Origin of the sequence: Geobacter sp. AOG2 (assembly GCF_019972295.1) — a bacterium.
In the GTDB taxonomy this organism is placed as follows: Bacteria; Desulfobacterota; Desulfuromonadia; order Geobacterales; family Pseudopelobacteraceae; genus Oryzomonas.
Genome location: NZ_BLJA01000001.1, coordinates 1,611,927 through 1,637,742 on the forward strand (window position 1 = coordinate 1,611,927; position 25,816 = coordinate 1,637,742).

A 25,816-nucleotide genomic window follows, 5' to 3' on the forward strand; every position below is an offset into this window, starting at 1 on the left:
AAACCGGCCAGTGTTACGGTGGCGGGCGGTACGACCACGGCCACCTTTACCATCAGCACCTCGCCGGTGGCTGCTGCCACGCCGGTGACGATCACCGCCGGCTATGGTGGAGTGAATAAAAGCGCCACTATTACCGTCAATCCTGCCGCAGTACCTTTCGTACTCTCCGTTGCCAAAGCGGGAGACGGAACGGGTGTTGTGACGTCGAACCCTGCGGGAATCAGTTGTGGCGCCACGTGCAGCGCCAGTTTTGACAGCGGCACGTCGGTTTCTCTGACCGCCTCTCCAGACCCTGGCTCTGTTTTTTCCGGATGGAGTGGCGCTTGCTCGGGTACAGGAACTTGTACGGTAACTTCAACACAGAGCGTGACGGCAACCTTTACCCGCAGTAGTGGGGTAACTGCCGGGTTGGTAGCGGCTTATGCTTTCAATGAAGGAACCGGGACCACTGTTGCCGACGCGTCGGGCAACGGTCTGAACGGGACAATAAGCGGCGCCTCCTGGGTAGCGGGCAAAGACGGCAATGCTCTCTCCTTTAATGGAGTGAACAATTTGGTCACGGTCCCGGCTTCCAACCTGCTCGACCTGACAACGGGGATGACATTGGAGGGGTGGGTATATCCGACCAATAGCTCAGGTAAATGGGGATGCGTCCTCATGAAAGAGACGTCGAACTTTTATGCATACGGCCTTTATGTCAGTCCGGCAAATCGCCCAACTGTTTTTATGGTCATTAACGGTTCGGAACACGGATTTGAAGTACCAACCATCTTGACCACGAACACTTGGAGCCATCTGGCTGCCACTTACGATGGTACAACGCTTAGCGTATATGTTAATGGGATATTGAAGGGTAGTGAGAATATTTCAACGATTATTCCAGCCTCCTCCGGAGCTCTTCGGATCGGTGGTAACAGTATTTGGGCAACGGAGTATTTTACTGGTATTATTGACAATGTTCGGATATTTAATCGAGCACTCACTGGTACCGAAATTCAAACCGATATGAACCGTAATTGAACGAGGGAGAACAATTAAGCCCAGCAGGTCGAACCCTGAGTCGGCCTGTTGGGCGGCAGAGATCATCTTTCAGTATTTCGGCGACATTCGAAGAACGGGTTTTAGAGTCTTAAAGGCTGGTAAAGACCACAATAAGTTGACCCTGAGCAGACGCTTCTAGAAGATGTGATGGTCCGGCGCGCACCATCAATCTTAATGCGGTATCGACCCAATATGTACAAATATCTTATGCGATTACAAAATAAAAAAACAGTTTCAAATATTCAAGCCAGATAGGGTGGTACATCTCATAGCTACTTTCAAAAGAAGTGGCCGCATACGGAACAAGCTTAATATCGTCAGGCAATGCTCTTCTAAAAGCCAGAGCCGATCGTCGCATATGTGGAGCAGAACTCACGATCACCAGTGTTTTTACATTTTGGGGCAGATTCTTCGCGACCGTTCTTGCTTCAGTAAGAGTACCAAACAAACCCTCTGCCTGAGGTATCCACCCAATCCGATCTGGTGAAATTCCGCGCCAAGCCAGATAATCGTTTGCCCATTGCGTTCTGGTCCAGGTTTTATTGGCCTTGAAACTAAACTGTCCGGTATGCTCATCTTTCATTAATAAAATTGATTTGACCCTCCCCATTTGCACTAATTCCGCCGCGGCATCAAGCCTCTCCCAAAGCGCCCCACCACCTGCAAGGATATAACAAGCATCGCCTCGGGCATTTGCCCTATGCACAACGAGCGGCGCGGCGAGCCAATTTCTTAACGTTACTGAAGTCGTAAGGACAATAATTACGAGCCAGCAGATAAAGAGTAGCTTTAAGGAATAAATAATTATAGGTTTAATCTTTGACATAATGATCACCAGAATAGTTGAAGCTGGGTGTTAAATGCATAATATTCGCTATTAATTAGTAGGTTATGCCTGGTAAGCAGTCATGTTAAGTCTCTAACGTTTACTACTCTCTGGAACCTGGGACTTGTCTAAAACCGGGGACGGCAACTATCAAGTGTTTTACGACAAATATTTCATTATGTACGTCCTGTGTGTGCATAGATGCAAAAGGGAAATGACGACTGAAAAACGATTTGAAAGATCTCGCGTATTTCACACCATTGATGCGTACTGTGTCGAATACGATCAAATGGAGGGTATAGTCTGACACTGTTGTCAGGGTAATGCCGTGGTATTACTGGCTCCCCACTGTGGATAATCGTAACTTAAAACAAACTGTAGCGATATTTGCCGTCTTTAGTCGGAGCAGAATGGAATTGTCACAAAACGCCCACCTATAAAGACGTTCGTACGGGGAAGGGCTAGCATGACCATGACACCCCTGTGCAGCAAGCATTTTCTTTATCCGCATAGACTATATAGCACATGCACATCATCTATGATATATATCCAGCATCGAAAAAGTTGATACGAGCACTTATTCAAGAAGCTTGGGCAATATCACGCAAATTGAATCTATTACCAGGCAAAAAGTGCCACTGAGATTAACCCGCAGTTTTGATCAAATTTAATGTTGTGTGATTTTTATCACAAACTTTAGGTTGGCTTGCTGTTATAAATAATACAAAATTAAATATGGTAGACGATAATACTAAACCATTCGCGAGAATGGGACGGAAAGCCCATTGGGTCTCTTTGAGACAGCCGGGTCGCCGAAATACCTCAATAGGTAGTTGGCTACCCGGCTTTTTACGTTTCACAAAGGAGAACAGAATGAACAAAAAACTCGAGAATCTTAAATTCGTGTTTGGCTTTATCGTCTTTCTAATGTCTGTTTCTAATGCAGTTGCAGCGGACAAAGTAATTCAATCGACCGACCTTACTTATATAGGCGCATTTCGCGTACCGAGTGGAACCTATGGGGGCAGCGACGATACAAAATATTCGTTCAATTACGCCGGGTTTGCCATGCCCATAGGGGTTGCCTACAATGCCGCTAATAATTCCCTGATCATGTCGGGGCATGGGAATAACTCGTATGTCGCAGAGATTAATATCCCGGCAATAGTAAACAGTTCGAATATCAGTGCCTTGAATATCGCGACAGTAAGGCAAAACTTTACGGATGTGTCCAGGGGGCATCATGTCTTCACCAATGAAGGGCTGATTATTGGTGGTTTTCTTGTTTATAACGGGAAGTTGATTGTTGGCGCAACCGATTATTATGCTTTTGATAACGCCCAGGAGACGTGGAGCCACTTTGTCAACTCGAACGCAAACAGCCTTGCCACCGGGACCTTTGCCGGAGACTACACGGTAACGAGTACAGGCAACGGTGGCCCGCCTGTTTCTATCTCCAACGAATATATGACTACGGTCCCGGATAACAGCAGCAGTGGCGGCACGAACTGGCAGACGGCTTTGGGTGGGACGGTGTTGGCGGGCGCCATGTCGCCCAATATCGTTTCGCGGACGTCCTTAGGCCCTGCGGCAGTCACCTTCAATCCCGACAATTTCAGCAGCAATACGCCGCATAATGTGCTCATGTATTGGCCCGGAGATGGATCGCATAGTCCGGCTGATTCCGTTTTCGTCGGTAGCGGTTTAGGTGAAGGCCGGTTATTCTGGAACGGCTCGACCCAATTAAATGGAGTGGTCTTCCCGAATGGGACCAAGACCGTTCTGTATTTTGGGAATACCGGCACGGGAACCACTGTCTGCTACAAAAACGGCAATCCCACAGCCTGGGGGTGTGACGCCATCGTAAACGGAGATACCGCACGGCCGGTAGGGGCTTGGGACATTCATGCCCCCACGTATCGCAACCAGATTTGGGCGGTAAACGCCGATGACCTTCTTGCCGTAAAGAATGGCAGCAAAAACCCGTGGGATATAACGCCGGCCATATGGCCCATATCATCTCCCTTCGACACCTCCGAACACTTCATCGCCGGTGCAGCGTACGACCCTGCCACCCAGCGGATATATGTTGTTGAAGGTAAGGCTGAAAGCGGGAAATTACCAATCGTGCTGGTTTATCAGGTGAATGCGAGCAGCGCATCTGCTGATGCCACCGCACCAACGATAACCTCATTTACTATGCCGGCAAGCGCATCATCGAATACAGTTGCTGTTACTTCTCTTTCGGCAACGGATAATGTCGCGGTAACCGGCTACTGTACAACATCCACCAATAGTTCATCTGGCTGCAGTTGGTCCGCGTCGCCTCCTGCAACGGTGTCTTTCCAGAGTTCTGGGACTCAAACGGTTTACGCTTGGGCAAAAGATGCCGCTGGCAATGTCAGTCAGCCGGCAACTGCAACCGTGACGGTTACCATAGCATCGTCGGATACCAGTGCTCCCACGGTTCCTGCTGCTCCGTCAGTAACATCTGTTTCTTCAACTCAGGTAAATCTTTCCTGGACCGCATCAACAGATAATGTTGGCGTGTCTGGATATAAAATATACCGGAACGGAACCCAAGTAGGGACATCGACTGCCACCACTTATCAAGATACGGGGCTTACTCCAAATACGGCATATTCCTATACTCTCTCGGCATTCGATGCTGCCAGTAATGTGTCTGCCAAATCAAGCGCAACCAGCGTAACTACGAGCGCGATTGTAACAACTTCGACTTACAATGGTTTTGCGTGCAACGCGTCGACACTCCCCATAACCGGAACTCGCATTGTAAACGTTTCGACAGAGCCGCAACTGCAAACAGCAATTAGTAATCTTCAATCCGGAGACACCATCGTGCTGGCGGATGGAACATACAACCTGACCAAGTCCATTGTTATAAATGGTATCAGCAATATTACACTACGCGGCAATACCGGCTGTGACGGTGTTGTGCTGACGGGACAAGGTATGGACAACTCAGGCGGAGTGGGAATAGGTATATGGTCATCATCTTCAAACACCACGGTAGCCCATCTGACTATTAAAAACACTTACGACAATGCCATAACTTTCGATGCTGGAGCCCAAAGCCCACATGTTTACAGTGTGAAGTTGATTGATATAGGATCGCAATTCATCAAGGGCAACCCCACGTATAGCGGCAGTAATGTGGTTGGAGGAGTCAATAACGGGATTGTGGAGTACACATGGGTTGAATATACAAATGGGGGCCCGGCAACGGATCATGGAGCTGGAGCAGGATATTTTAACGGTATCAGTCTGCATGGATCAAGTGGCTGGCAGATTAGGAAGAACCTATTCAAAAACCTGCATAACCCGGACTCGGCCGCGTGGTGGTGGAACCCCGCAGTGCTCACATGGAATCATTCCAGCAATACAGTAACGGAACAGAATGTCTTTATTAACTGTGACAGGGCTATTGCTTATGGCCTGGAAGTACCAACAACCACAATTGCGTCGCCAATGACCGTTGCTACGGACCACTCAGGGGGGGTAATCAGAAACAACTTTGTCTATATGCAGCCCAATTATCTCAGCTCAGCTCGTAAAGCCGATTCTGACGCGCAGATACTGGTTTGGGATTCTCCATCAACATTAGTGTACCATAATACAGTATTGGCAAATGGAAACGTTACCAGTAGCGTAGAAGCGCGTTTTTCAACAACAGGTGCTCAGGCTAAAAACAATTTAGTAGATACTCAAATCAGAGCAAATAGAGACGGTGGGACGTTTACTCTAAGTGGTAACTATGCTAGTGCTGCTACAGGAATGTTCCTTAATTCAGCTATAGGTGACTTACATTTAGTGGATAACGCATCAACAGAAGCTAATGTTATTCATAAGGTTACAGCACCTGCTTCAGCTACAACAGATTTTGATGGAGATGCCAGGCCGTCGGGAGCTAGTTCTGATATAGGAGCTGATCAATTCGTTTCTGGAAGTTTTAATGTTGCTCCAGCTGGGCTTACGGGAACTTGGAGTAAGTAATTAACCATCTTGCAATAGGTAAAATGAGGTGGACGAAAATTCTAAATAATCCTTGAGGGTTGGACGGAAAGCCTACGGGTTTTCTTCAAGATAGCCGGGTCGCCGAAATGCCAGAATGGTGTAGCGGGCCCGGCTTTCCTTTTGACTTATATCCAATCAGAACCAGGTTGCAGAAAATCGCACCCAGGCTTTTTTAAGTAGAATTTCCGTGACGCAAGTCACATACCAATTCGGACTGAGCCTCTATAGTGTAATCAAAGAAAATAAGGTACACGATAATACTAAACCATCCGCGAGGGTGGGACGGAAAGCCTACAGGGTCTCCTTGAGACAGCCGGGTCGCCGAAATGCCAGAATGGTGTAACGGGCCCGGCTATCTTTTTGCATTACGCCCTAACAGAGCCGGGTTGTGGACAGTCACAACGCGGCTTTTTTATGTCGAAGAAACAGGAGATCATTTATGAACACAGGAAACGAAACGAGAACAGGAGATGTTGTGGTGATCAAGCCATTCTTGGTCATGATATTCACCTGGATTCTTTTCCTCGCTAGCCAAAGTATTTGTTTTGCGACCACAGTGACCCTTCAATGGGATGCAGTCTCCGACAGTACCGTTTCTGGGTACAAGGTATATTACCAAGCCGATTCGTCTGTGCAGCCTTTTGCCGGGACTGGATCTACCCAAGGTGCTTCGCCAGTCGATATCAGTAACCAGACTACGGCGACAATCAGCGGTCTTGATCCGGCCCATTCATACTATTTTGCAGTAACTGCTTATAATACTGCCGGTGTAGAAAGCCCATATTCAAATACCTTTTATGTTCCAGAATTGACCGCGCCGACGATTTCTCTTAGCTATCCGGCTAACAATACTACTGTTTCAGGGACGATTTCAGTAACCGCCAGCGCTTCCGATAATGTCGGAGTAGCTAAGGTCGAATACTATGTTAACGGCATCCTTGCGGCAACAGACACATCGGCTCCGTATGTTTATTCATGGAACACCTCGGCACTTGCATCCGGTACCTATACCTTGATGGCAATGGCCTATGACGCCGCTGGCAATATTGGACAATCCAGTAACGTTTCCGTGACAGTCGTCAACGATACGGCTTCTCCTACAGTATCAGTAACTGCACCGAGCAATAATGCCACCGTGTCTGGAGCAGTGACAATCTCTGCTAGCGCCAGTGATAATGTCGGAGTAAGCAAAGTTGAGTTTTACGAAAATGGCACACTCTTGTCCGCCAGTAACGTGGCTCCTTTTACCTACAATTGGAATACTACTACCGTCTCTAATGGTACATATACCTTGTCAGCCAAAGCCTACGATGCAGCAGGCAATGTCGGCCAATCATCAAATGTCTCCGTAACGGTAAATAATACCGTTTCTGACACGACGGCCCCGATGGTCAGCGCCTTTACGCTGCCTACTACGGCAACTTCTCTGACCGTGGCGATCTCCTCCTTTAGCGCGACCGACAACGTAGCCGTGACCGGCTACTTGGTAACGCAAAGCTCGACCGCGCCGTCGGCTTCGGCTAGCGGCTGGACCAGCACCATCCCGAGTTCATTCACTTTCTCAGCTGCAGGCAGCAAGACCGCCTATGCCTGGGCCAAAGATGCCGCCGGCAACGTCTCGGCCGCGAAGAGCGCCAGCGTGACCATCACCCTGCCTGACACGACGGCCCCGACGGTCAGCGCCTTTACGCTGCCCACCACGGCGACCTCCCTGACCGTGGCGATCTCCTCCTTCAGCGCGACCGACAACGTGGCCGTGACCGGCTACCTGGTAACCACAAGCTCGACCGCGCCGTCGGCTTCGGCCAGCGGTTGGACCAGTACCATCCCGGCCTCATTCACCTTCTCGGCTGCGGGCAGCCAGACCGCCTACGCCTGGGCCAAAGACGCAGCCGGCAACGTCTCGGCCGCGAAGAGCGCCAGCGTGACCATCACCCTGCCTGACGCAACGGCTCCGACGGTCAGCGCCTTTACGTTGCCCACCACGGCGACCTCCCTGACCGTGGCGATCTCCTCCTTCAGCGCGACCGACAACGTGGCCGTGACCGGCTACCTGGTAACCACAAGCTCGACCCCCCCGTCAGCCAGCGCCAGCGGCTGGACCAGCACCGTCCCGACCTCGTTCACCTTCTCGGCCTCCGGCAGCCAGACCGCCTACGCCTGGGCCAAAGACGCAGCCGGTAACGTCTCGGCAGCCAAGAGTGCTGGCGTGACGATCACTCTTTCGAATACATCAAGTTATACTGTCAGCGATGCTTTGCTGGCGCTCCGGATTGCAAGCGGCAAGCTGACTCCGACTTCAGCCCAACTGACAAGTTTGGATGTGGCCCCCGTGGTAAACGGTCAGTCGGTTCCGGATGGCAAGATTGATCCTGGGGATGTTATCGTGATCATGTCGAAGATAGTTGGAAAAACTATCTTGTAAAATAACCTGCTTGAAATAAATTTATTGGCGGATATTATGGAAGGCGACTTTGAAAAAAGTCGCCTTCTTATTTCTGAATTGTAGGGGATTGAACATGAGGTTATTAACTCTTTTATCAGCTGCGATTGGTCTTCAAATTATGGTGATTTCAGGCTGCGGTGGGGGCGGGGGGAGTGGTAGTAGTAGTGGGAGTACCACTAAAACGGCGACACTCGTTTTTTCATCATACAGTACCAGAACTCTGATAGGAGGTTTTGCCTTGACGGTAACCCTGCCCAAAGAGGTCACCGTCAAAACAGACAGTACTGGTGCACCACTTTCGTCGGTTATCTATTTATCAGGGCAATTTTCTGGTTCATTGCCCAGCGCAGGCGTTACTTATGATACCGAGTCAAGCGCATCTAACCAGCTGATAATTGTCGATGGAAGTTCATCAGGTTATGCAGGAGAATTCCTGACCATCCGTTGTGATGTCCCTGTTAGTTACACACCAAACATTAATGATATTAACTATAGCGCTTCTTTCTGGTCCAGCGATCTCAATAACGTAGGTGTCTTGCCGAATGCCTACGCAAAAGCGACATTCAATTAGTCGGTTGTCAGGTACTCCTGTGTCTCGCATAAAAGGCTTTGGTCAATAAAATAGATTTATTGTCCAAGGCTTGAATCATTGTGTCCTTTTCCAGCTTATTAAGTATCCTTGTCACGGTTTCTCTCGCGACTGACGCGTAACTAGCGATCTGCTGGTGCGTGAGTTTCACATTGATAATGGTTCCCCGGTCATCCATAACTCCATACAAATCCTGCAATCTGTCAAGCACAGCCATCACACGATGCTCGGCATTGTCGAAACTTAAGATCTTGATCATAGCCCAAGAGTCGCGGAGCCGGTCACACAATAGGCCGATTATCTTATGGCGGGTTGCATCGTTATTGAGAACGAAGCGCTCGAAATCTGATTTGGAAAGAAGTCCGATGACCGCCTCTTCGTAGGCAATAACGGTGGCTGGTGAGGTCTTGCCGTCAAGCAACGCCATCTCACCGAAGAAGTCGTTTTTTTTGTGGATGCTGATAATCTGTTCTTTGCCATCTTCATTAATTTTGGCGACCCGTACCTTGCCGGAATAGACAAAATACATATATTTGGCTGTATCTTCTTCATTAAGCACGATCTGGTTCTTGGCATAGCGTTTTTTGACGATAAGGCCTTCAATCAAGCTGATTTCTTCAGAAGAAAGTCCCGAGAAAAAAGGGATGTTCTTGATGATATTGTTATCCAGTTTCTGTCGTAGGTCTGCCTTCCAGATCATTTTGTACCTCACTCATGGCATTAAAGAGCACCGCTCACATGGCATGATGGCCGCTTTTTATTTTTGTCCCTCGCCTTGAAACAGTACAATTTTTATGCAAGATATTCGTCACTTGTGGGAAGAGAATATTAAATTGAAATGGTTACTCATTAATTATATTTAAAGAACTTCATTTCTTTATAGTATCATCTTTCTATCGTTTGGCAACTACTCCTTGAATCCTATCTGTTTAAATAAGCAAATAAGTAATGTATTATACGGATGAATCTGGCTAAAAATAGCTGCCTGGACGTGGATAATGGTGGCCGTAGACGGAAATCGGGGAACAAGCGGTCTCATATGCAACGGATGAAATCTGTCTAACGCTGGTATTTTGTGCTGTACCTCTCCTGTAGGAATCCCTTATTTATTATAGTAACTTAGCCTGCTTTTTTTCTTTTTCGTGACCGGTGGTGGTGATCGGCGTGTTTCCCCTCAGCCCTCGATGGTTCGCTTCGCTCCCACTCATTATTCTGGTGCCTCTGACCGTCTGGGTGAGAGATGCAGTCTTATACCTTGTATTGGCGACACTCATCACCTTTGGGCCTATTATGGGAATTTGTCCGCCATTGGCATTGAGTTCTGGGACATCTGGGCCAGTCCTTCAGGTACTCATCGCAATCTCAGGGCCGGTGATCATCATATGGAAACTTTCCGCACATATCCATGGCCGTGGGGCAGGTATTATTACCCTGCAGGATACTCACTCAAATAGGAAATTGTTTCATTAAGGGAGTAGCGCTCATGAAGGCAGGAGAGTTAGCCATACTCCCGCGATAACCTTTGCAAAAGAACGGTATTCAACAGGTACTCCATCCTGCTCACCAATAGCCTCGCCCCACACTTTTCAGTGCACCGTAACCGTCTCGTGGGGAAAATCTGGCTTGCAACGCGGTCTATCGGATCAATCCCCGATATGGCCTGCAAACAATACTTGACCGGACGACGCTTTTCAGCCTATTCATTAGGGGTATTTTTATTGAGAAAACAGCGCACGGAAGCATGTTTTGCAGGCGGTACAAAGATCTGTTTTTATCGGCCCCGTAGATGATAGATATTGGTAATTCCAATATTCCACCCAGCGGCGTTATCTAACGCAAAGTGTAGGAGGGCATGAAATATTTTTTTAGAAAAAGGAACCGAATATGTGTGAACAGAGTTACAGAAATGCGTGGAATAAAGGGCTGTGTACTTATCGGTAAAGGCTTTGGTTACGAGTCTGTGAGACCGCCCCTGATGTTGGGTTGGACCGCTTTCACTGATCGTGGGTATCGGTGGGTAAAATAAATGGCCGGAAGCAATAAAAATTCAAGTAGGCACGTGGCGACTTCTGCCGATAATCGGAGACCAGCAGTATGACATTGAGCGAAGCATGCAAACAGTACAAGGCACATTTCCTGATTGTTATCCCCTTGCTTGTCGGGCTCTATTTCAGGGTTGTACCCGACATGGTCAGTGACTGGGCAAAGGACGATAATTATTCCCATGGGTTCCTTGTCCCTTTTATCGCAGGATACTTTCTCTGGCATCGATGGCCCAGTTTAAAGGATCGGAAAGTCAGCCCGAACAGCTATGGTCTGGTGGTGGTTGCTCTGGGAGGGGTTCAACTGCTGATGGGTTGGCTGGCATCAGAGTACTTTATGATGCGTTCCTCCCTGATCGTCGTCCTGGTTGGGCTTGTACTCTTCTGGTTTGGTCGGGACATTCTGAAATGGATGGCACTGCCTTTGGGGTATTTGATCTTCATGGTACCGATCCCCTATATTATTTACGACATGCTTGCTTTCCCGTTGAAATTGTTCGTAACAAAAGTTTCGGTTGGATTCCTACGGCTTGTTGGTGTCATCGTATTGAGGGAAGGAAACATCATCATGTTTCCGTCCACAACTCTTGAGGTTGCCGACGCATGCAGCGGCATCCGGTCACTCATGTCCCTTCTAGCGTTGGCGGTCGCCTATGCCTTTTTCGTGCAGACATCAAATGTCAGACGTTGGTTCATTATCGTTGCAGCTGTACCGGTCGCCATTGCTACAAACGCCTTGCGGGTTATTATCACCGGCTTTCTGGCCCAGTGGTGGGGGGCTAAGGCGGCGGAAGGTTTTTTTCACGAATTTGCCGGAATGGTGGTATTCTTGCTCGCAATTGTACTTTTGGTGGTGGTGGGCTTATTGGTAAAGGGGAGGCTTGAAAATGTCGAGGGAGCGGCGTATTCTGCTATCCCATCACCCGTTCCGACCGCTACTGCCGAGCCGGCGCCTGCTCCGCGCCTGCAAAGCTATTATGCTGTATTTACCTTGCTGTTTGGCGTAGCACTTTTTATAAATCTGCATAGTGATGTCTCGGTACCTCCCAACCGCCCCTTCAACGAATTTCCGATGCAAGTAAAGGCATGGCAGATGGCGGGGCAATCCGAATTCAGCGCCAATGTTCTCAGTGTTCTCAAACCGACAGATTATCTCTATCGCCAGTACAAAAATGCTGACGGCAAGGTAGTGGGGCTTTATATCGGTTTCCATGGCGGAGGTAAGGAGAGCGGGGAAATACATTCTCCCCGAAATTGTCTGCCGGGAAGCGGTTGGTACGAAATATCCGCGAAGCGTGGCACTCTGGAGATTCCCTCCGGAGGAAGCGTAAAACTGGTGCGCAGTGTCTACCAGAAAGGCGAAAACAAGGAGTTGTTCCTCTATTGGTTTCAGGCTCGCGGGCATTCAATGAATGACGAGTTTTCTCTCAAGCTTGCTGAAATGACCGGTTCATTGTTTTATCGACGCCGCGATACCTCGTTCATTCGTGTATCCGTGCCGTTCGAAGGTGATGACTCTTCGGCGCTTTCCAGAGGAGAACAGTTTGTGCGCGATATAACCCCGACGATCCAGGAGTTCCTCCCGCAATAGATATTCGGGTCGGCTTAGGGCAGGGCGCCGCCACATTTGAGATTGGTGAAAATGTTTATGGAAGAAAATTTCAAACCGGCAGTGGCCGTTTTGGCCGAAAGATATATGATGATTATCTCGGATTAATAATCGGATTTGCATTATGAGCATGGGTAGCATTGTCATAACGATTATTGCGATAATTTCACTGTTGTTCTCGGGTGTCTGGACTCTGCTCCGGGAACGCCATCATAGGGGGCTTTTCCTTTGTGCAGCCCTTGTTGTTACTGCACTCCTTGAGTTGTTCGATTTATTAGCTCTTACGAGTGGCATGGATGCAATCTTCTGGAAAAAGTGTGCACTCTTTGCTGAGGCCTTTTTGCCGTCATTCTGGATTCTCAGCAGTTTAACCTACGCCCGACAATCAGGTCCTTGGAAGATAGGGCGCTTGCAGCAGGGGTTGATTGTCGTTACTTTTTTGTTCTGTTTTATCCCCATGATGTTCCCAATGAGCGCCTTTTTCTATGCCCCGGATTTTCCTGGTGAACACCTCCTCTTTCTAGGAAACACCGGATTCTACTATTACCTTGGAATATTGGCCTGCCTGGTGTTTACCTTGGTAAATTTTGAGGTAACGCTCGTAAATGCATCACCTGACGCTCTCTGGCAAATCAAATTGGACATCATTGGTCTAGGCACCATTGTGACGGTTCTTGCGTTCTATTTCAGCCAAGCTCTCTTATACAGAACGCTTAATATGAATTATATTTCGCTCCGCTCGACCATGATTATTGTTGCAGTAGCCATGATCTCCTATTCCAAGTGGTACCGACGTGGTCGAGTCCAGATTCAGGTCTCCCGTCAGGTAGCGTTCAAATCTTTCGTCCTTTTTGCCGTTGGCTTATATTTAATTATGCTTGGCTTGTTAGGCGAAGGGATGAGTTATCTGGGAGGGGCTTTTACCCATTCCATGACCATCTCTCTTGCATTTCTGGCCGGGGTAGCCCTTTTGATCCTGCTTCTCTCTGAGAGATTCCGACGGGAAGTCAAGGTCGTACTGCACAAAAATTTTTATCAGAATAAGCATGATTACCGAGCTCAATGGCTTCGTTTTACGGAGCAACTCTCCACTTCAATGTCAGGTGAGGAACTTCTACAGCGAATACTTTATGCATATTGCGACATATTTGGGATGGGTGGGGCTACTCTGTTTCTTTACGAGGAGGAAGAAAAAGGATACTGCGCGAAAGCGGCCTACGAAATGGACCCGATATATGATGTAATCAGCTCAGACAATATGCTTGTCGGCGTTATGAAGAAACAGGGCTGGGTGATTAATGTGAAGGACTGTGACGAAGTAATCAAAGGAGAATATAGCCATTTTCTTGAAGCAAATAGCATATCATTTATCGTTCCGCTTTTTAATGGTGAGCGCCTCGAGGGATTTATTACATTAGGGCGTATAATTAAAGAGGATGAAGTTTATATTTATGAAGATTACGATTTGATGAAAACCATTGCCCGCCAAGCTTCTCAGGCCATACTACACCATCGCTTCTCCGAGCAGATTGCCCAGGCACTTGAGATGGAAGCTATCAATAATGTCGCTACATTTGTGGTGCATGACTTGAAAAACCTTGTGGCGACTCTTTCGCTTATCATTGATAATGCAACCAAGTATATGCCAAATCCTGATTTTCAGAAGGATATGCTGACATCTTTGGGAAACACAGCTGAAAAGATGAGAGCTTTGATCGGTAGGTTGAAAAATTTGGGGGATAAAAACCTTTATAACGTTCATTCCGTCGATCTCCTCGATCTAGTTACCAAGACCGCCAATTTGGTTGCGGCTGGGAGAATAGCCGTGTCGGGAAAAGCTGAGAATATTATCGCAGATGGTGATGAAATCCAGAAGGTAGTCATGAATCTGTTTGTCAATGCCGTAGAGGCATCAGACCATGAGCGGCCTATACAAGCTGAAGTAGGAAATCAATCTGGCGCGTCTTTTATCCGAGTTACGGATGAGGGATGTGGTATGTCGGACGATTACATCCGCACAAAGCTGTTTAAGCCTTTCAAGTCTACCAAAAAACAGGGGCTTGGGATTGGTCTTTATCAATGCCGTAAAATTATTGAAGACCATGGAGGAAGGATTGAGGTCAGTAGCAAGGAAGGAAGTGGGTCAGTTTTTACGGTATGGTTTCCCCTTGGTATGTAATTTTATAAGGGTGGCGTCCTTAGTAGACTCTGAGTAAAAAGGAATAACCAATGGAAAATCTGCTAATCGTTGATGATAATCCGGATATCCGTCAGCAGCTTAAATGGGGATTGGGAGAACAATACGAAATCCTTCTGGCTGGAGACGTCCCTCAAGGGCTTGCAATTTTCAAAAAACAACAACCTCGTGTGGTGATTCTCGACCTAGGACTCCCCCCTCATGAAAATTCTTCCGTTGAGGGATTCCGATGCTTGGCGGAGATGCTCGATCACAACCCGACCGCAAAAATTATCATGCTGACCGGCAACAGCGAACGGGAAAATGCGCTGCAAGCCATACAGATGGGGGCCTATGATTTTTACCCTAAGCCACCAATTCTCAATGAACTTAAGGTGATCTTGGGGCGCGCCTTCCACTTGGCAAATATTGAGGAACAGAACCGTGCTTTGCAGCGTTCTCTTGAGCTAAAATCGACCGTTGCAGGCGGAATAATCGGCCAATGTGCCGAAATGCAGACGGTGTACACTACAATCAAGAAGGTAGCGTCATCAGATGTGCCAATTATGATTACAGGTGAGAGCGGTACGGGAAAAGAACTGGTTGCACGTGCAATTCAGGAGGCCAGTCTTCGTAAAAGTGGCCCGTTTATCCCCATCAACTGCGGGGCAATTCCGGAAAATCTTCTGGAGTCGGAGTTCTTCGGACACGAGAAAGGCGCCTTTACCGGAGCACATGCAACTGTTCAGGGAAAACTACAATATGCCCATAAAGGGACACTCTTTCTTGACGAGATCGGCGAACTTCCGGTCAATCTCCAGGTAAAGCTGCTCCGTTTTCTTCAAGAAGGGACAATTCAGAGGGTTGGTGGCCGGGAAGATATTCAGGTTGATACTCGTACTATCTGTGCCACCAATGTTGACATTCTTAAGGCCATCAATGAAGGAAAATTCAGGGAGGACCTGTATTACCGGATCGGCGTTATCACGATCGACCTTCCCCCGCTCAGGGAACGGGGGGACGATATTCTCCTGCTGGCCCATTATTATCTGAGGCTGTTTAACGATGAACACAAGAAGAGGGTCCGACGTTTTGGCGCGGCAGCCTTAAGCTTTCTGAAGTGCTATGAATGGCCCGGTAATGTTCGTGAATTGAGGAACAGAGTCCAAAGGGCGGTAATCATGAGCGACTCGTCCGCCATTGAGCCGGCTGATCTTGGCTGCAACAACAACCAGTTGCAGCAGCCTGAACCGTCCAAGGATATTATATCTCTCAAAGAGGCGCGGGATAAGGCCGAAAGAGAGGTGATTTCTGCGGCGATTGAACGACAGCATGGCAATATCTTGAAGGCGGCCGAGGAACTGGAAATCAGCAGGCCGACCCTTTATGATCTGATGAAAAAGCATAATTTTATTGATGGGAATCGAAAAGCGGAAGCGGGGCTCGGCGAGTCGTGACTTCTTTGCGATATGCTGCTTTTGTCCGCTGTCTGCCTTTTGCGGTCTTTATGGCATTTGTAGGTTTCGATGAAGCATTCCGCCTGTTAGCGGAGAGAGGGATCATAGTCGCTGCGGAAACAACACTTTATTATCTCTATCCGGTAAAAATTGTAATTGTAGCTTTTCTCTTATATCGATACAGAAAAGAATATACCGAAATTTCACTTAAGGGCCTGAAGAATCTTCCTGTTACGCTCGTGGTCTGTTGTACGGGGATACTAGTGTTTACCCTTTGGATTCACATGGATTGGTCGTTTGGCGTGATGGAATCGCCAAAAGGATTTAATCCGAATCTTTTTACAAACAGGAATCTTCAAATATGTATGACCGTTTTCAGGGTTGGAGGCGCCATAGTTGTCGTCCCGATTATGGAGGAACTTTTTTGGCGTTCATTTCTTGTCCGGTATACGATACATAGTGACTTCACAAAAGTGCCCCTCGGTTTTTTTACTCTCCAGTCATTCATAATTACAGTCCTGCTATTTGGCCTTGAGCATAATTTTATTTTCGCCGGGATGTTAGCGGGCGCAATATATAATATTGTGCTTTATAGCACTCGCAGTCTTGCCCAGTGCATGCTTGCACATTCGGTAACCAATTTGTCCCTCGCAGTGTACGTGCTTTACACGGGAAAGTGGTATTTCTGGTGATGCTCCAACCGCATCCGCAATATGCAAAACAGAAAAGGACATGTTGAAGAATGTTACAGAATCCACTTCACGTGTTTGATTTGGAATTACCCCCACTAATTCATTTCGTCAAGAATAGCCCCGATCATGTTTGATGGGCATTTATCTCTTCTTGACCCCCACCTCTGCAATTTCTTTTCCTTTGTCTCTTATGGCGTCGGATAATTTTACACATCCATTTTTGAGTCTAAATTAATATAAAAAAAGCAATTAAATTATCTAGTTAAAAAATGGCACTTAAATTGCAAACTATCAGCAACAGGTATTGCTCAACAAAGAACAGAACGAGGATTCGGTTATTTTGCCAAAATAAATAAATTAAGGAGGGATAAAAAATGAAAAAAATAATGTTATTTCTGGCTGGTACGATATTTATGTTGGGGTTGTCTACGATGGCACAAGCTTTCACTATGACCTTGAGCAGTGGAAGTGAAACAGTTGTGGTAAATGATAATGGCGTTAATGATTTTAACTCGGCGATAAATGGTATTATGTATTCAGGTAGTATAAATGGTATTAGTGTAAGTGCAATCGGAACGTCTATTTTTGATCAAAATAGCGGATCTTTTGATATCAGCTCTTTTGTTTTCAGGGGAACTGGTTCTATAACTATCAAGTTGACTGATTCTGGCCTTGTCCTTGATACGTATGCCATATCACCTAATCTTAGTGTTGGCGAGTATTTATCAAGCACGAGCAGTTCAAATGTACAGCTAACATCTGACGTGTTGGTCAATGGGGTCTCTGTTCCAGGTGTTTCCACAACCGTGACAGGTATGGGTAGCTCTACAACTTCTGGATTGGCTACCGTCGGTAATACCTTCTCGCTCGATGAGATCATAACAGCTACTCTAACAGGTAATTCTTCCGTAAGTATTGATGGTCTTGTGAATGTCGCTCCTGTTCCTGAGCCCGGAACGATGCTCCTGCTGGGAATCGGTTTGATTTCACTTGCTGTCGTAAGCAAGCGCAAGATGAACAAACAATCCTAATCCTTTCCTTACAACCCTGATATCTAACGGCGGTTAATTTAATTAACCGCCGTTTTTTTATGCCTACTTGGCAAGGGGGCGGGAGGCAGATTGCGGTCTGGGTGCGCAAGCCAGGTCCGGAGGAAAACCGTCTTCCAAAAATAATGATGGCACCTTGATGTTTCCCTAACGCATTGTTATTGATCTGTTGTGTTTTGCCTTGCCGTCTGCCGGGGTTAAATGGTAATTTAGGCTCAATTTGAGAGACTCAATGGAGGCTTTTTGTGAGTATGTTCCGCTACCTGACTGCGGGGGAATCCCATGGGCCGCAATTGACGGCAATTATCGAAGGCCTTCCGGCCGGGGCTCGGCTTTCGGCTGACAGTATCAACCATGACTTGGCTCGGCGCCAGCAGGGGTACGGCCGCGGCGACCGAATGAAGATCGAGACGGATACGGTCAACATTTTGTCGGGCGTGCGCTGGGGCGAAACACTTGGTTCACCGGTGACACTGGTGGTGGGCAATCGCGACTGGGAAAACTGGCGAGAGAAGATGTCGCCGCTGGCGACACATCGTATGGACGGTATTGCGGTGACTCGTCCACGCCCCGGACATGCGGACCTGACCGGGGCTTTAAAGTATGGGCACGAGGATGTGCGCAATATTCTGGAACGCTCCAGTGCCCGCGAGACAGCCGTGCGTGTGGCAGTGGGAGCCGTAGCCAAGGCACTTCTGCGTGAGTTCGACATTATGGTCGGCGGATTCGTGACCGAGGTCGGAGGGGTGGAGGCACAGCGTCCCGATCTCCCGCTGGAGGAGTTGTGGAGTCTTGCCTCCCAATCGGAGCTTTTCTGCTGTGACCGTGATGCCGAGGTGGAGATGAAGCGACTGATAGATTTCAGCAAGGCCGATGGCGATACCTTGGGTGGGGTTGTAGAGGTGCAGGTCAGCGGCGTCCCTCCGGGTTTGGGTAGCTATGTCCAGTGGGATCGCAAACTGGATGCCCGCTTGGCAATGGCATTGATGAGTGTCCAGGCCATCAAGGGGGTCGAGGTCGGTATCGGTTTTGATGCGGCCCGCAGGCCAGGTTCCCAGGTGCATGACGAACTGTTCCGGGACGAGGAGCGCCTTAGTCAGGGGGCGGCAACCGCTTATTATCGCCAAACCAACCGCGCAGGCGGTATCGAGGGTGGGATGTCGAATGGCGAGGTCATTGTACTCAGGGCGGCCATGAAGCCGATACCCACTCTCTACAAGCCGCTTCGCTCGGTTGATATGCAGACTCATGAGCCGTATGAGGCGGCTGTGGAACGCTCCGACACCTGCGCCGTGCCGGCTGCTCTGGTTGTAGCCGAGGCGGTTGTGGCCATAGAAATCGCTGATGCCTTCCTGGAAAAATTCGGCGGCGATTCAATCCGGGAAATCCGGCGTAATTATGAAGGTTACCGGGCTCAGGTGAGCAATGCTTGAACGGCCGCTAATCCTCACCGGTTTTATGGGAGCGGGTAAGAGCAGTATCGGCCGTCTGCTGGCAGGCAAACTTAAGTGCCCCTTCATTGATCTTGATGCCGAGATCGTTGCCGTGGCGGGCCGCTCCATCAATGCTATCTTTGCTGAAGAAGGGGAGGCTGTCTTCCGCGTTCTGGAAAGCTCGTGCCTGGAACACGCTCTGCACCGGGGTGGGGCGGTGATCGCAACTGGTGGCGGTGCGGTCATTGCTGATGCAAACCGCGCCTTGATGCGGGCGTCCGGGGTGGTGGTCAATCTGACCGCTCCATTTGACCGGATTATGGAGCGCCTTTCCGGCGCCACAGACCGACCTCTGTATGCTGGTGACGACCCGGCAACACGTGCGAAAACGCTGTTGGAGCAGCGTGAACAATTTTATAACGACGCCGATATAAGAATTGACACGGATGGGAAATCCGTGGAAGATGTGGCGGCAGAGATTCTAGGGTATTTAAGGGGTTTGGAAGCGTGAGCGTCGTTACCGTCAACCTGGGAGAGAGCAGTTATGATATCCTGATCGAAAGCGGTTCATTGCCGACGCTTGGTCAGAGGTGCACCTCCCTCGGCTTGACCGGCCGGGCTGCGGTTGTCACTAATCCGACGGTGAATGCGCTGTATGGCGAGGCGGTACGGCGTTCTCTGACGGAGGCCGGCTGCTCGGTCGCGTTGATCGAAATGCCCGATGGCGAGGAATTCAAGAATGCTGCCACGCTGGGTAGCGTTTATGACGCCTTGATAGAAGCCGGCTTGGACCGGAGATCGTTCATTGTCGCCCTTGGTGGCGGTGTGGTGGGTGATCTGGCCGGTTTTGCCGCTGCAACGTTTCTGCGTGGCATTCCTTTCGTCCAGGTGCCGACAACTCTCTTGGCGCAGGTAGACAGTAGTGTTGGGGGTAAAACTGCCATCGACCACCCTCGGGGGAAGAACCTGATAGGTGCATTCTACCAACCGCGGCTGGTGTTGATCGATGTGGATACCCTGGCAACGCTGCCGGAGCGGGAATATCGGGCAGGTCTTGCCGAGGTTGTCAAATACGGCATAGCCATTGATGGGCCTTTTTTCGAGTATTTGGAACGGAATATTGATGCGCTGTCGGCAATGGGACGTGAGTGCCTCATGACGGTCATTCAGCGCTGTTGCGAATTAAAGGCCATGGTGGTTGAACGGGATGAAAAGGAGGCTGGTCTCCGCGAAGTGCTTAATTATGGCCACACATTGGGTCATGCCCTGGAGACCCTGGCCGGCTATCGAAGTTTGGTGCATGGGGAAGCCGTGGCGATCGGTATGGTGTTGGCGGCACGCATATGCTCTCTGCGGGGAGAGTGCCGGGATGATGATGTGACCAGGATAAAGGCGCTTCTCGGTAGCCTTGGCCTCTCCGTTACACCACCGGAGGTGAAGCGTTCACAGTTGCTGGATGTCTTGCTCAAGGATAAAAAGAGCCGAGCCGGGGCCATCAACTTCATCTGCAACCAGGGGATTGGCAACCATACCGTTGCACAGCTTTCACCGGAAGAACTACTTACGTTAAGCGGGCTGGGGGTGTGATCATGCAGCAGGACAGCGGGTCATTCTGGACTGATATCAAGGCATACGAGGAGCGCCTTGCGGCAAACCCCGATTCTTTTTGCTTTGCCCGACTGGCGGAGATCTATCTCAAGGTCGGCTTGACGGATGATGCACTCCATGTAGCCAGAAAAGGCGTGATAAGGCATCCGGGGCATATCGCCGGCCAGCGGGCCTTGGCCATGGCCTGTCATGCCAAAGGGTTGACGGATGAGTGCCGGTCAGCACTGGAACAGGTTGTTACGGCGATACCTGAAGACATGGAAGCCCTGAAGCTGTTGGGACGACTCTATGCCGGATCGGGAGATGACCGCGCCGCCGTCGAGATTTTGAACATCGTGCTGGACCTAAACCCGGATGACGACGAGTGCCGCCTTGAACTGGAGGCCCTTGTGCGCAACACCCAGCAGATCGCTACCACCGGATTAGCGCCTGAAGCTGATATAGTAATGGCCTCCCGAGAACGTCGGGATTCTGAATTCGTTGCCTATGACGATGAAGACGAGATCATCGAGGATCTGGACATTCTGGAGTTGGACGAAGGCGATCTGATCGAAGAGATTTCCGTGGGTAACGAAGAGGAAGCTGAACGGGCAGAGGCAGTTCACCACGACCCGCTTTCCACCACCACCCTAGCCGAGCTTTACGTGCAGCAGGGGTTTGTCTCAAAGGCGCTCGCTATCTATCAGACTATTCTTGCAGACGACCCTGCTAATAGTGTCGCACTGACACGGATCGCTGAACTTTCGGCCACAGAGGCGAGTCGGACCAAGCCATGGGACGATGCCGCCCTGGCAGTCTCGGACGATTTTGAGCAGGCAGAATTCGGTGATTCCGACGAAGTACGGGTCGAGCCTCCGCCCGCGGCATCCACGGTCGCCGATTCGGGCCTGCAGTCTCGGGGAGAGGCCGGCAATGCCCTAGCAACCCTAGAGGAATGGCTTGAAAATATCAGGAGGATCAAGGCATGTCGCTAAGGGAGACCCTGAAAGAAATCGTGGAGAATGTCGAAGGCGGTTTGGCAGCAATGATCATGGCCTATGACGGAATCCCCATCGACGAGATTACGGTTCCCCAGTCAGAATTTGATCTTCAATCACTGTCGGTTGAATATGCGACGGTCCTCAAGGAGATTAAGCGTGCGGCCGAACTCGTGAAGGCCGGTGCCATGGAAGAGGTTTCCATCACCACCAACCGGACTCGGGTGGCACTTCGCGTTCTGAATGAAGATCTGTTCGCAGTCCTGATCGTGACCAGAGACGGTAATTTTGGTAAGGGGCGCTACCTGCTGCGTCTCAAGGCATACGATCTGGCTCGGGAGTTGGCCTGACCATGAAATTCCTCGTCCTGCACGGTCCCAACCTTAATCTGCTCGGCCGGCGTGAACCTGACGTCTATGGCTCGCTGACATTGGAGGAGATAAACGCTGCCATTGAAGAGCTGGCCTCTGAACTTGGCTGTTCCGTAGTGTTTTTGCAGTCGAATGCCGAGGGCGCCCTGATCGACGCCATTCAGGCTTCCGTGGGACATTATGACGGTATTGTTATCAACCCGGCGGCCTATACCCACACCAGCGTCGCCATTCGTGACGCCTTGGCGTCGGTAGGCGTTCCGTTTGTCGAGGTTCATCTTTCCAATATTCACCGTCGCGAAGAGTTTCGCCACAAGAGTCTGACTGCTGCCCTGGCGGTAGGGCAGATTTGCGGTTTCGGCTGCGACAGTTATCTGCTTGGATTGCGGGCTCTTTTTAGTTATGGTAAAAAACATTAGTCCGCCAAGTTTGTCGAAAATCTCCCGGAATAACAAAAACAGTTAAGAATTGTTCAAAAACAGTTTGTGGTGATGGTTTCATTTATGCTAAAAAACAGGCGTTCCCATCTGGTTCGGTTCTTTGAAGAGTATTCGTTGGATTGTATCCTGTTCACGAATCTGCACAATATCCGTTACCTGTGCGGGTTCAGCGGATCGGAAGGTGCTTTGCTGCTGACACGGGATGCGGGTTGGTTTCTCTGTGACTCGCGGTATACCACCCAGGCCTCTGTTGAGGTGGGGGAAACAGAGATTCTGGAATTCACGTCAAAGCAGGAATCCATAGCCGCGCTGGTCAAGGAACAAGGTTTTTCGCGCATAGGTTTTGAGTCTACCCAGACCACTGTGGCATTCTTCACAGCGCTTTCTTCCACCCTGACCGATTGCGAACTGGTGGCTCTGGGGGCTGAACTGGATGCTATCCGTTCCTGTAAGGATGCTGATGAATTGCAACGACTTTCCGACGTTGCGGCTCTTTCATCGGCTGCCCTTATGGCTATCAGGTCGCTTCTCAAACCGGGTATCAAGGAGAGAGAGATCGCTCTGGAACTGGAGTTGGAGATGCGCCGGCGCGGCGCGGACGGCAGGGCGTTCGACTTTATTGTTGCTTCGGGGGTGCGTGGCTCCATGCCACACGGTGTCGCCTCCGAAAAGGCGCTTCAAACAGGTGAACTGGTAACGATCGACTTTGGCGCCATCAAGGATGGTTATCATTCCGACGAGACAGTAACCGTAGCGATTGGCGATCTTGGCGAGCGCCAGCGGGTTATCCATGAGATCGTCAGGACGGCCCACGATATGGCCATTGCCGCGGTCAGGCCAGGCATTTCCTGCAAGGAACTGGATACCGTGGCGCGCGAGTACATACGGGAGCGTGGTTACGGGGACTATTTCGGACACGGGTTGGGACATGGCGTCGGCTTGGACATTCACGAAAAACCGGTGCTCTCCCCGCGCGGTGACGCGGTTGTCGCCGAGGGGATGGTCTTCACCATTGAACCCGGTATCTATATTCCTGGTTTTGGCGGCGTTAGGATAGAGGATACGGTTGCGGTCACCGCCGATGGCTGCCGGGTGCTGACCACTGCGCCCAAGGATTTGTTCATTTTGTAGTACCATATTCATACTGGGCGTATACCTGGTACCATGAAACTGCATTCAAAGGAGAAACGTGATGGACATTAAAGATTTGAAAGTATTGATAAAGATGATTACGGAGACGGATATTACCGAGTTTGAAATGGACAACTCCGATGAAAAGGTCGTCATCCGGCGTGGCCCGAAGACCGAATATGTCACCGTCGCAGCGCCCGCTCCCCAGGCCTATGCGGCCCCGCAGCAGCAAGCTCCTGCTGTCGCCCCAGCCGTTGCCGCTGCAGTTGCACCCGTCGAAGCAGGTGAAACTCTCAATTCGCCCATCGTGGGAACCTTTTATCGGGCGCCTGCGCCGGATGCCGCCCCCTATGTCGAGGTCGGCCAGGTTGTTGAAAAGGGGCAGATATTGTGCATAGTCGAAGCCATGAAGCTGATGAATGAAATCGAGGCCGAGTATCGCTGCAAAATCGTCAAAATATGTAAGGAAAACGCCCAGCCGGTGGAGTTCGGTGATGCACTGTTTGTTGTTGAGAAGGCCTAATTTTACTTCAGTCCAAGGGGTTAACCTCCATGTTCCATAAAGTTCTTATCGCCAACCGTGGCGAGATCGCCATCCGTGTGATTCGAGCCTGCAAAGAGTTGGGCATCAAGACTGTTGCCGTCTACTCTCAGGCCGACAGCAACTCGCTCCATGTCAAGCTGGCCGACGAAAGCGTCTGTATCGGTCCGGCGCCCAGCGCGCAAAGCTACCTCAATATTAACGCCATCATCAGCGCCGCAGAATTGACCGATGCCGAGGCAATCCATCCCGGTTACGGATTTCTCTCGGAAAACGCCAATTTTGCCGAAGTCTGCGAAAAATGCGGCATTACGTTCATCGGCCCCAGCCCCGAAAGCATGCGGATAATGGGCGATAAGATCAGTGCCCGCCAAGCGGTTATACAACACGGCGTACCAATCCTGCCCGGCACCAAGGAAGGGGTAAAAACTGTTGATGATGCGATCAAGATCGCTAAGGAAATAGGCTTTCCGGTAATCATCAAGGCAACCGCCGGCGGCGGCGGGAGGGGAATGAAGATAGTTCATTCCCAGGCGGCCTTGCCCAACGCCTTTGCTACGGCTCGTGCCGAGGCTCAGGCCGGTTTCGGTAACCCCGAGGTGTACATCGAGAAATACTGTGAGCGGCCGCGCCACGTGGAAATCCAGATCCTGGCCGACAAGCACGGACACGTCATCCATTTGGGCGAACGGGACTGCTCCATTCAGCGCCGTCACCAGAAGCTGATCGAGGAGGCCCCTTCAACGGCAATCACCCCCGAGATGCGTGACGCCATGGGAAGTGCTGCGGTCAACGCTGCCGCTGCCGTCGGTTATAACAGTGTCGGGACGGTAGAGTTCCTGGTAGACAAGCAAAATAATTTCTATTTCATGGAGATGAATACCCGCGTACAGGTTGAGCATCCGGTGACCGAGATGGTGACCGGCGTCGATATCGTCCGGGAGCAGATTCTCTCCGCTGCCGGCGTGCCGCTTCGCTACAAACAAAAGGATATCAAGATCAGTGGACATGCTATCGAGTGTCGAATCAACGCCGAGGACCCGCTGAAATTCACCCCCTGTCCCGGCAAGATCACTGCCTACCATCCGCCGGGAGGGTTGGGGGTGCGAGTGGATTCCTTCGTTTATGACCAATACACCGTTGTGCCCTACTACGACTCCATGATCGCTAAACTGATCGTCCACGCCGAGACGCGTGAAGACGCCATCCGGCGTATGTCGCGGGCTCTCGACGAGTACATCATCGAAGGGATCAAGACTACCATCTTCTTCCACAAGCGTATTATGACGAACAAGGATTTCATCGAGGGGGATATCGATACCTCTTTCCTCGAAAGGATCGTGCTGGAGTGAC

At 50.0% G+C, this 25,816-nt stretch carries 20 protein-coding genes, 1 pseudogene and 2 riboswitches; of the genes and pseudogenes, 19 read left to right on the forward strand and 2 right to left on the reverse strand.

Annotated features, from left to right (window positions below; genetic code table 11):
- Positions 1 to 1,020 (forward strand): LamG-like jellyroll fold domain-containing protein (locus LDN12_RS07295; RefSeq protein ID WP_308464311.1); only part of this gene is annotated, 1,020 nt, incomplete at its 5' end.
- 226 nt (positions 1,021 to 1,246) lie between these two features.
- Here LDN12_RS07295 and LDN12_RS07300 read toward each other — a convergent pair.
- Positions 1,247 to 1,867 carry a YdcF family protein gene (locus tag LDN12_RS07300; RefSeq protein WP_223922017.1) on the reverse strand — a complete coding sequence of 207 codons (621 nt, stop codon included), beginning with the start codon at positions 1,865 to 1,867 and terminating at the stop codon, positions 1,247 to 1,249.
- Positions 1,868 to 2,607: 740 nt separating this feature from the next.
- Positions 2,608 to 2,684, forward strand: a riboswitch (cyclic di-GMP riboswitch).
- A gap of 56 nt (positions 2,685 to 2,740) precedes the next feature.
- Between LDN12_RS07300 and LDN12_RS07305 the strand changes: the two genes are divergently transcribed.
- The 4 genes and pseudogenes from LDN12_RS07305 to LDN12_RS07315 all read left to right on the forward strand — a co-directional run bounded on the left by LDN12_RS07305 (position 2,741) and on the right by LDN12_RS07315 (position 8,919).
- A complete protein-coding gene (locus tag LDN12_RS07305; RefSeq protein WP_223922018.1) occupies positions 2,741 to 5,881 on the forward strand; it encodes a fibronectin type III domain-containing protein in 3,141 nt (1,046 codons plus the stop codon).
- Between the two features lie 270 nt (positions 5,882 to 6,151).
- Positions 6,152 to 6,228, forward strand: a riboswitch (cyclic di-GMP riboswitch).
- Positions 6,229 to 6,401: 173 nt separating this feature from the next.
- Positions 6,402 to 7,190 (forward strand): annotated as a pseudogene (locus LDN12_RS17805) (Ig-like domain-containing protein); the annotation flags it as partial.
- A 3-nt stretch (positions 7,191 to 7,193) separates the two neighbouring features.
- Positions 7,194 to 8,327: a hypothetical protein gene (locus LDN12_RS17810; protein ID WP_238482131.1), complete on the forward strand. Its 1,134-nt coding sequence runs from the start codon at positions 7,194 to 7,196 to the stop codon at positions 8,325 to 8,327.
- A gap of 259 nt (positions 8,328 to 8,586) precedes the next feature.
- Positions 8,587 to 8,919, forward strand: a complete 333-nt coding sequence (locus LDN12_RS07315; protein WP_223922019.1) for a hypothetical protein — start codon at positions 8,587 to 8,589, stop codon at positions 8,917 to 8,919.
- Between the two features lie 7 nt (positions 8,920 to 8,926).
- Here LDN12_RS07315 and LDN12_RS07320 read toward each other — a convergent pair whose 3' ends face one another.
- The gene (locus tag LDN12_RS07320; RefSeq protein ID WP_223922020.1) at positions 8,927 to 9,637 is read right to left on the reverse strand and encodes a Crp/Fnr family transcriptional regulator; all 711 of its coding nucleotides are present in this window, start codon (positions 9,635 to 9,637) and stop codon (positions 8,927 to 8,929) included.
- 1,394 nt (positions 9,638 to 11,031) lie between these two features.
- Here LDN12_RS07320 and xrtA point away from each other — a divergent pair.
- The 14 genes from xrtA to accC all read left to right on the forward strand — a co-directional run bounded on the left by xrtA (position 11,032) and on the right by accC (position 25,815).
- Positions 11,032 to 12,570, forward strand: coding sequence for an exosortase A (gene xrtA, locus LDN12_RS07325; protein ID WP_223922021.1), 1,539 nt, complete (start codon positions 11,032 to 11,034; stop codon positions 12,568 to 12,570).
- Between the two features lie 142 nt (positions 12,571 to 12,712).
- Positions 12,713 to 14,767: an XrtA/PEP-CTERM system histidine kinase PrsK gene (gene prsK / locus LDN12_RS07330; protein ID WP_223922022.1), complete on the forward strand. Its 2,055-nt coding sequence runs from the start codon at positions 12,713 to 12,715 to the stop codon at positions 14,765 to 14,767.
- Positions 14,768 to 14,817: 50 nt separating this feature from the next.
- Positions 14,818 to 16,221, forward strand: a complete 1,404-nt coding sequence (gene prsR / locus LDN12_RS07335; RefSeq protein WP_223922023.1) for a PEP-CTERM-box response regulator transcription factor — start codon at positions 14,818 to 14,820, stop codon at positions 16,219 to 16,221.
- The gene (locus tag LDN12_RS07340) at positions 16,218 to 16,913 is read left to right on the forward strand and encodes a CAAX prenyl protease-related protein (protein ID WP_223922024.1); all 696 of its coding nucleotides are present in this window, start codon (positions 16,218 to 16,220) and stop codon (positions 16,911 to 16,913) included. Before prsR ends, LDN12_RS07340 begins: the two co-directional genes overlap by 4 nt.
- A gap of 374 nt (positions 16,914 to 17,287) precedes the next feature.
- Entirely contained in the window at positions 17,288 to 17,944 is a 657-nt protein-coding gene (locus LDN12_RS07345) for a PEP-CTERM sorting domain-containing protein (RefSeq protein ID WP_223922025.1), read from the forward strand.
- Between the two features lie 269 nt (positions 17,945 to 18,213).
- Complete coding sequence (gene aroC, locus LDN12_RS07350; protein WP_223922026.1) at positions 18,214 to 19,395, forward strand: chorismate synthase; 1,182 nt, start codon at positions 18,214 to 18,216, stop codon at positions 19,393 to 19,395.
- Entirely contained in the window at positions 19,388 to 19,906 is a 519-nt protein-coding gene (locus LDN12_RS07355; protein WP_223922027.1) for a shikimate kinase, read from the forward strand. Before aroC ends, LDN12_RS07355 begins: the two co-directional genes overlap by 8 nt.
- A complete protein-coding gene (gene aroB, locus LDN12_RS07360) occupies positions 19,903 to 20,982 on the forward strand; it encodes a 3-dehydroquinate synthase (protein ID WP_223922028.1) in 1,080 nt (359 codons plus the stop codon). The genes LDN12_RS07355 and aroB overlap by 4 nt, the downstream gene beginning before the upstream one ends.
- A 2-nt stretch (positions 20,983 to 20,984) precedes the next feature.
- Complete coding sequence (locus tag LDN12_RS07365; RefSeq protein ID WP_223922029.1) at positions 20,985 to 21,977, forward strand: lipopolysaccharide assembly protein LapB; 993 nt, start codon at positions 20,985 to 20,987, stop codon at positions 21,975 to 21,977.
- Positions 21,968 to 22,330, forward strand: a complete 363-nt coding sequence (locus LDN12_RS07370; protein ID WP_223922030.1) for a roadblock/LC7 domain-containing protein — start codon at positions 21,968 to 21,970, stop codon at positions 22,328 to 22,330. Before LDN12_RS07365 ends, LDN12_RS07370 begins: the two co-directional genes overlap by 10 nt.
- 2 nt (positions 22,331 to 22,332) lie before the next feature.
- Positions 22,333 to 22,770, forward strand: coding sequence for a type II 3-dehydroquinate dehydratase (gene aroQ / locus LDN12_RS07375; RefSeq protein WP_223922031.1), 438 nt, complete (start codon positions 22,333 to 22,335; stop codon positions 22,768 to 22,770).
- An 84-nt stretch (positions 22,771 to 22,854) separates the two neighbouring features.
- Positions 22,855 to 23,922 (forward strand): Xaa-Pro peptidase family protein, encoded by a 1,068-nt coding sequence (locus tag LDN12_RS07380; protein ID WP_223922032.1) that lies wholly within the window; start codon positions 22,855 to 22,857, stop codon positions 23,920 to 23,922.
- Between the two features lie 61 nt (positions 23,923 to 23,983).
- Positions 23,984 to 24,445 (forward strand): acetyl-CoA carboxylase biotin carboxyl carrier protein, encoded by a 462-nt coding sequence (gene accB / locus LDN12_RS07385; RefSeq protein WP_223922033.1) that lies wholly within the window; start codon positions 23,984 to 23,986, stop codon positions 24,443 to 24,445.
- Positions 24,446 to 24,474: 29 nt separating this feature from the next.
- Positions 24,475 to 25,815, forward strand: a complete 1,341-nt coding sequence (gene accC / locus LDN12_RS07390; RefSeq protein ID WP_223922034.1) for an acetyl-CoA carboxylase biotin carboxylase subunit — start codon at positions 24,475 to 24,477, stop codon at positions 25,813 to 25,815.
- Position 25,816: the final 1 nt, after the last annotated feature.